Raw genomic sequence first — 5590 nt, 5'->3', positions numbered from 1 at the left:
CCTCGGTCTCCATCTTCCTGATGGATGACCGCCAGCACTGCATCTACATGAACCGCGCCGCCGAGCAGCTGACCGGCTGGACGCTCCCGGAAGTCCTGGCCCGCGACTGCCCGCTGCACGACATCGTGCACCATACCTATCCGGATGGGCGTCCGTTCCCGCTGGAGGAATGCGCCATCGACCGTGCCTTCCCCAAGAACAACCAGGAGCGGGGCGAGGAGGTGTTTGTGCACCGGGACGGGCACTTCTTCCCGGTGGGCTTCACCGCCAGCCCGATCCGTGACGATGCCGCCAACATCATCGGCACCATCATCGAGGTGCGCGACATCAGCGAGGAGAAGGCCGCGGCCGAGCGCCAGCGCTTGCTGATCAACGAGCTGAACCACCGGGTCAAAAATACCCTCGCCACGGTGCAGTCGATCGCCGCGCAGACCTTCCGGGGGCAGACCGAGCAGGCGCCACGCGCCGTGTTCGACGCCCGCATGGCGGCGCTGTCCAACGCCCATAACGTGCTGGTCGAGGACAACTGGGAAAGCGCCAGCCTGCGCAGCGTGGTCGAGCGTGCCCTGGCCCCTCACCTGCTGGCAGAGGTCGATGTTAACCGCTTTCAGCTAGAAGGGTCGGACGCGCGGCTGCACCCCAAAGTGGCGGTGACGCTGGCCATGGCCCTGCACGAGCTGATGACCAACGCCGCCAAGTACGGCGCCCTTTCGGTGCCTGAGGGGCAGGTAGCGGTCACATGGTCGCTGCACGACCTGGATGACGGCCGCCAGCAGCTCGACATGAGCTGGGACGAACGGGGCGGTCCCACGGTCACGCCGCCGACCCGCAAAGGGTTCGGCTCACGGCTGATCGAGCGGCAGCTGCCCATGGAGTTCGACGGCAGCGCCGTAATCACCTACGCGCCGGCAGGGGTTCGCTGCCAGCTGCAAATCCCGTTGACCCAGCTTGGCTGGATCGGTCAGGAAATGGTTGAAGGGCCTCGCGTTCCATGACGTTGTTGGTTGGACGTCGGGTGCTGCTGGTCGAGGACGAAAGCCTCGTGGCGATGCTGGCCGAGGACATGCTGCTTGACCTCGGTTGTGAGGTTGCTGTGGCCATGCGGCTCGACAAGGCGCTGGGTTACGCCCGCAGCGAGGCGTTCGATCTGGCGGTGCTCGATGTGAACCTTGGCGATGCGCGCAGCTATCCCATCGCCGACGTTTTGTTCGAGCGGGGGACGCCCTTCCTGTTTGCGACCGGCTACGGGCCACAGGGACTGGACGTGGCCTATCAGGGTGTGCCGGTGCTGCAGAAGCCCTATCAGGCCGCGCCATTAGAGCATCTTCTGGCCCATCTGCTGACCTGTGAGGCGCCCGTTCGAAAGGGATCGGCAAGCGTTCCGCAGGCGTGCCAGTGCCAGACAGCTGACGCTGGGGGGAGATCATTCCGGGCTGATCCGGTTCGCTGAGACCAAATCCTGCTTTTGAGCCAGCCTTCAGCGGCTCATCCAGGGAGCTTTCGGGGTCGGCCGGGTTTAATCCATCATGGAGAACTCAGCCCGCCCTTCCCCGCATTGTGCCCTGGTTGTGGATGATGATGCGCTGATCCTCATGGACGCTACAAGCATCCTGGAGGATGCCGGGTTCAAGGTAATCGAGGCGGGGAACGCGGATGAGGCCCTAACGGTGCTGCAGGAGCATCATGCGTCCATCACCCTTCTGTTCAGCGATGTGCAAATGCCCGGCTCGCGCGACGGGTTCGCGCTGGCGCGTCACACGGCCGAGCACTGGCCGCACATCACGATAGTGATCGCCTCCGGTCAGGCGCAGCCAAGACCACACGATCTGCCGGTAAACGCACGGTTCGTGTCGAAACCTTTCAGTGCCGAGGTGGTCCGCCGCCATCTTCGGCGGGTGCTGCCCGATGACAAGTTGCCTGCGTCGTTGCGAGTATGAGCAATGCCAAGCACGCTTATTGAGCTGGTCAACGTGCTCCTGCGTGGCATTGCAGACAACGAAGGGTTTGCCCGTGAGTTGGCAGATATGGGCGAGCAGTTTGAAGTTGACGGCAACCATACTGCAGCGCGGAGAATGCGTGATTTGAGCCGCCACCATCAGGTTAAGGCTATTGAAGGGCGCGCCCGGATTTCAGTACTTGCTAACCGCTACAGGCAAACTTCTGAGGACGATCATAAATCCAACTAGACATTTTAAGCGTTTCCGAAAAGCACAGCATACTGCTGCTCCAGGGCTGCAAACTGCCCATCCAATTCAAGAACTTTGACCCGGTGGCGGCGGCTGAGATCGCGCAAGATCGCTGCCGTGCCCGTATCGCCCACGTGTTCTGCCTGCGCAGACTCCTCGGCAAGCTCACTTGCAATCACCTCCTCTCCTACACGACCGTTCGCCAGAATTCGTAGCAGGTCCAGCATCTTCGCTTGCATCCGTTATCCTGTCTTATCTTGAATGTTTGTGTGACGGATCGGCCTTCTGTAAAGCCTGCTCGATTTTCTGTTTTACATCCATTGATTTTTGATACTGAAACGGCGAGGACGCTTCGGTTCGGCACTTGAGAGAAGCAGAAACTTCATCGTCTGCTACAGGAAGAACATCCGCGTGGCCGGTGATGTCATAATACGCAACGCGCGTTTCAGCCTTGTTCTTCTGGATCATTGCCCATTCATAAGGAGCAGACGCTTCGCTCCAATATGCTTCAGCTCTGGTGTAATTTTCGATCGCATGGACATAAAATTCCGGTTGCCCGGTGAACGTGAGTTTCTGCTTGTAGGCATTACCAATGTTGTTCATGGCTTTGGGAAGGCTGAGATAATCGACGAGCGGGTAATCGTCCCTCTTGAAATCAATCCCGTTGAGTACACTCAAAGCTTCGTCCAGCTTTTCAGGGTTCCGCGTCAGTTCGAAATCACGAATGAGCGCAATGCCGAAATTGTTGGCTTCCTCGGCGGTAAGTGCTGTGCGTGTCCTGAGTATGGACCTGAAGATGTCTTCGGCTTTCTGCAGATAAGTGATAGAACCGCGCTCGCCCATCCGTCGATAAAGCAGCCCAAGTAGACCGGAGCTATCGGATGGGATGCTGTTCTTGCTCAAAAAATCCAGCAGAAGCCGCTCATTCTCCAGCAAAAGATTGTCATTGTTCTGCCGTGTTGCGATCTCTTGCTGAACCTCAATAAGCAGATATGCAATGCCTTCATTAATAGAGCTAAAGAAATTCTGATGTGCTTCCTCGATGAGGGCGAGCATACCTTTAGTGTCGCCTGAATTGGCGTTGCTGATGTACCCGGACAACAGGTAATTTTCAATGATGTCGTCTCTTTCGTCCGTCAGACCTGCAACGTTCAGCAGCCTGCCAAGGAGTTTGTGTGCGCGCTTGAACTCTTTTTTCCTCAGCGCCTGATCAACGCCATTGAAGAGGCGTCCGACTGTTTCGGCGTTTTTGCTCTTCTGCAAATAACCTGTCGCATACTCGCGAAATTTAGACCGATTTTCATCCGACTGGACAAAATTGAATGCTGACACTCGACTGGTAAATTCGCCCATATCTTCAATTTTTAGATTGTTGCTGTTGTGGAAGCGGATGCGTGCTGCTGGCCTTCCAGATTGCTCGGCGAGCACCTGCTCAATGATCGTTCGAATGAGAGCAGGGTCGCTGCCGTCGATTTTTACAATGATATCACGCCCTGCGGCCAGAGAGTGATCTGAGGCCCTGACAAATTTCATTTGTCGTTGATGCGAATATCACGACCGGCAGCTGTCGAATTGTGTGAGGCCCGCACACTCGTCCTGGTTGAGCGGTAAAGCCGCCACCCGCCAAACAGGCTCAGGCTCAGCGCCAGTCCGCCCCCAATCCAGGCGAGCGGGGGAAGGCTCTGCGCGTACTCAATGATCGGTCCCATGCTGCTCCCTCCCCTTGGCGGCCGATGACCCGCGCAGCCCATAGAGCCAGAACTCGTGCTCGGCCGATGACAGAACGAGGCCAGAAGGCTGCAGTTGCACGCGGCTCATAGTGCTCAGGACAGGGATGGTACAACTGTAAGAAAAACGACCGTTTTCCTTACACTGAAGAGCAGCCGTTTCGACCCACGGCAGGCTGAAAGGCGTTGACGCGGTCTGGGCTATGATGCTTCCTGCCAGCAGGCTGATGCGGCCTGCCGCTCGCGCCCCTCGGGGTACGGTGAACGCATCGACAGGTGAGATCGCGATCCCGCACCCAGGATCGATCGGTCGGCAAGGCGAGCACTGACAGCGTGGTCGATCCGGTTCGGGGATCAGCATGCCTACCGTCGATGATGCCAAGTCCATGGCGCGCGCCATGGAGAGCGCCTTGCGCGCCAAGAACCTCAGTCTCTCCCACGGCGAGTGCCTCGACATCGTGGCCCGCCAGTTCGGTCTCAAGGACTGGAACGTCCTCTCGGCCCAGGCCAAACGGTCTGACGCCGCCGCCCGGCGACGCGTCGCCTTGCTGAAGGGCTGGGCGCTCATCGCCGAGTATCCCGATGCCTACGATCATGGGGCGGATGCCGACCCAACCGCGGCTGGTGGCGGTGCTGCCATCATTCGGCACGATCCCGTACTCGGGCCGAGACGCTATCCCGAACCATCCCGCGCCTTCGGCTGCTATGCGCAGACCGTGTCGGCGGTGCCATTCCATGGCCAGCGGGTGACGATCAGCGCCACGCTGCGCTGCCAGGAGGTGACCCATGGAGCGACCCTCTGGGCCAGGGTGGACGGGATGCCCGGGCACACCTTCGCGTTCGACAACCTGAAAGACGCAACGGAGGGGTGGCTGTTCGGCAGCGTGCCATGGGTCGAGCGCCGGGTTGTGGTGGACGTTCCTGCCAATGCGATCTCCCTGCACTTCGGCTTCTTCCTCAAGGGCCGGGGTGCACTCTGGGCGGCGGACTTTCGCATTGAGCGCATGATCGCGCCCTCGCTTGGCGCGCAGCCTATGCCCCCGCAGTCGCAGGCTCCTGGGTGGATTACCCCCACGAACCTGACATTCTCGGAAGTGATCGACCTGTCGGTGGTGACCGCCTGAGCTCTCTCCCGCGGTCGCTGCATCGCGAGGCCCGGTTCGCATGTGGGATCCGAGTTCCTTCGCATGCGGGCCGGATCGGCAAGAGACTGCAACCCACGCATAGGCGAAGTTGCCTCCCTGTGCTCCCCGCGGCAGGATCAGGTGGTGAGGTCCAGCGAGGATAGCGATGTCGTGGCAACTGCATTGGCTTGAGGCGTCCGGCGACCTGGGGCCTTGGCGTGCCACTATCGCCGAGGAGGTTGAGATTGCGCGGATAGCCGTGGCGGGGGTGCTGCCCGTACCGCCGCTCGACATCCTCGTGCAGCGGCTGCCCGGTGAGGCGATCCCGGAGACGGGCACGACGGGACGAGCCCTCCGCGAGAGCCTGTTCTCCCTCACCATCGATCCCGACAATCCGAACTTCGCACGCTCGCTGCGCGACGGGGACCTGCATCGGACCGTGGCGCACGAGGCCCACCACTGCATGCGTATGGCGGGACCCGGCTACGGCTGGACGCTGGGTGAGGCCCTGGTGAGCGAGGGCTTGGCGGGCCGGTTCGTAAACCGCCTGTTC

At 60.3% G+C, this 5590-nt stretch carries 8 protein-coding genes; 6 read left to right on the top strand and 2 right to left on the bottom strand.

What is annotated here, in order from left to right; all coding sequences use genetic code 11:
- The 4 genes from AX737_RS25255 to AX737_RS33640 form a co-directional block, all read left to right on the top strand.
- A partial coding sequence (locus AX737_RS25255) for an HWE histidine kinase domain-containing protein (protein WP_066926218.1) occupies nt 1-995 on the top strand: 995 nt, incomplete at its 5' end.
- Nucleotides 996-1015: 20 nt separating this feature from the next.
- Complete coding sequence (locus tag AX737_RS25250; RefSeq protein WP_245293505.1) at nt 1016-1450, top strand: response regulator; 435 nt, start codon at nt 1016-1018, stop codon at nt 1448-1450.
- A 76-nt stretch (nt 1451-1526) separates the two neighbouring features.
- Entirely contained in the window at nt 1527-1937 is a 411-nt protein-coding gene (locus AX737_RS25245) for a response regulator (protein ID WP_066926212.1), read from the top strand.
- A gap of 3 nt (nt 1938-1940) precedes the next feature.
- Nucleotides 1941-2186 (top strand): hypothetical protein, encoded by a 246-nt coding sequence (locus tag AX737_RS33640; RefSeq protein ID WP_156453955.1) that lies wholly within the window; start codon nt 1941-1943, stop codon nt 2184-2186.
- A gap of 5 nt (nt 2187-2191) precedes the next feature.
- On the opposite strand, the gene AX737_RS25240 is transcribed toward AX737_RS33640, so the two are convergent.
- Complete coding sequence (locus AX737_RS25240) at nt 2192-2425, bottom strand: hypothetical protein (protein ID WP_066926209.1); 234 nt, start codon at nt 2423-2425, stop codon at nt 2192-2194.
- 13 nt (nt 2426-2438) lie between these two features.
- Nucleotides 2439-3719 carry a hypothetical protein gene (locus AX737_RS33635; protein WP_156453954.1) on the bottom strand — a complete coding sequence of 427 codons (1281 nt, stop codon included), beginning with the start codon at nt 3717-3719 and terminating at the stop codon, nt 2439-2441.
- Nucleotides 3720-4272: 553 nt separating this feature from the next.
- Here AX737_RS33635 and AX737_RS25235 point away from each other — a divergent pair.
- Nucleotides 4273-5037 carry a glyoxalase superfamily protein gene (locus AX737_RS25235; RefSeq protein ID WP_066926206.1) on the top strand — a complete coding sequence of 255 codons (765 nt, stop codon included), beginning with the start codon at nt 4273-4275 and terminating at the stop codon, nt 5035-5037.
- 166 nt (nt 5038-5203) lie between these two features.
- Nucleotides 5204-5590: DUF2268 domain-containing putative Zn-dependent protease (locus tag AX737_RS25230; RefSeq protein ID WP_245293504.1), on the top strand; the 387-nt coding region annotated here is incomplete at its 3' end.

This window comes from Methylobacterium sp. CCH5-D2 (assembly GCF_001556475.1).
GTDB lineage: Bacteria > Pseudomonadota > Alphaproteobacteria > Rhizobiales > Beijerinckiaceae > Methylobacterium > Methylobacterium hispanicum.
The sequence above is the reverse complement of the archived record's forward strand: the minus strand, read 5'-3'. Positions and strand labels throughout refer to the sequence as shown.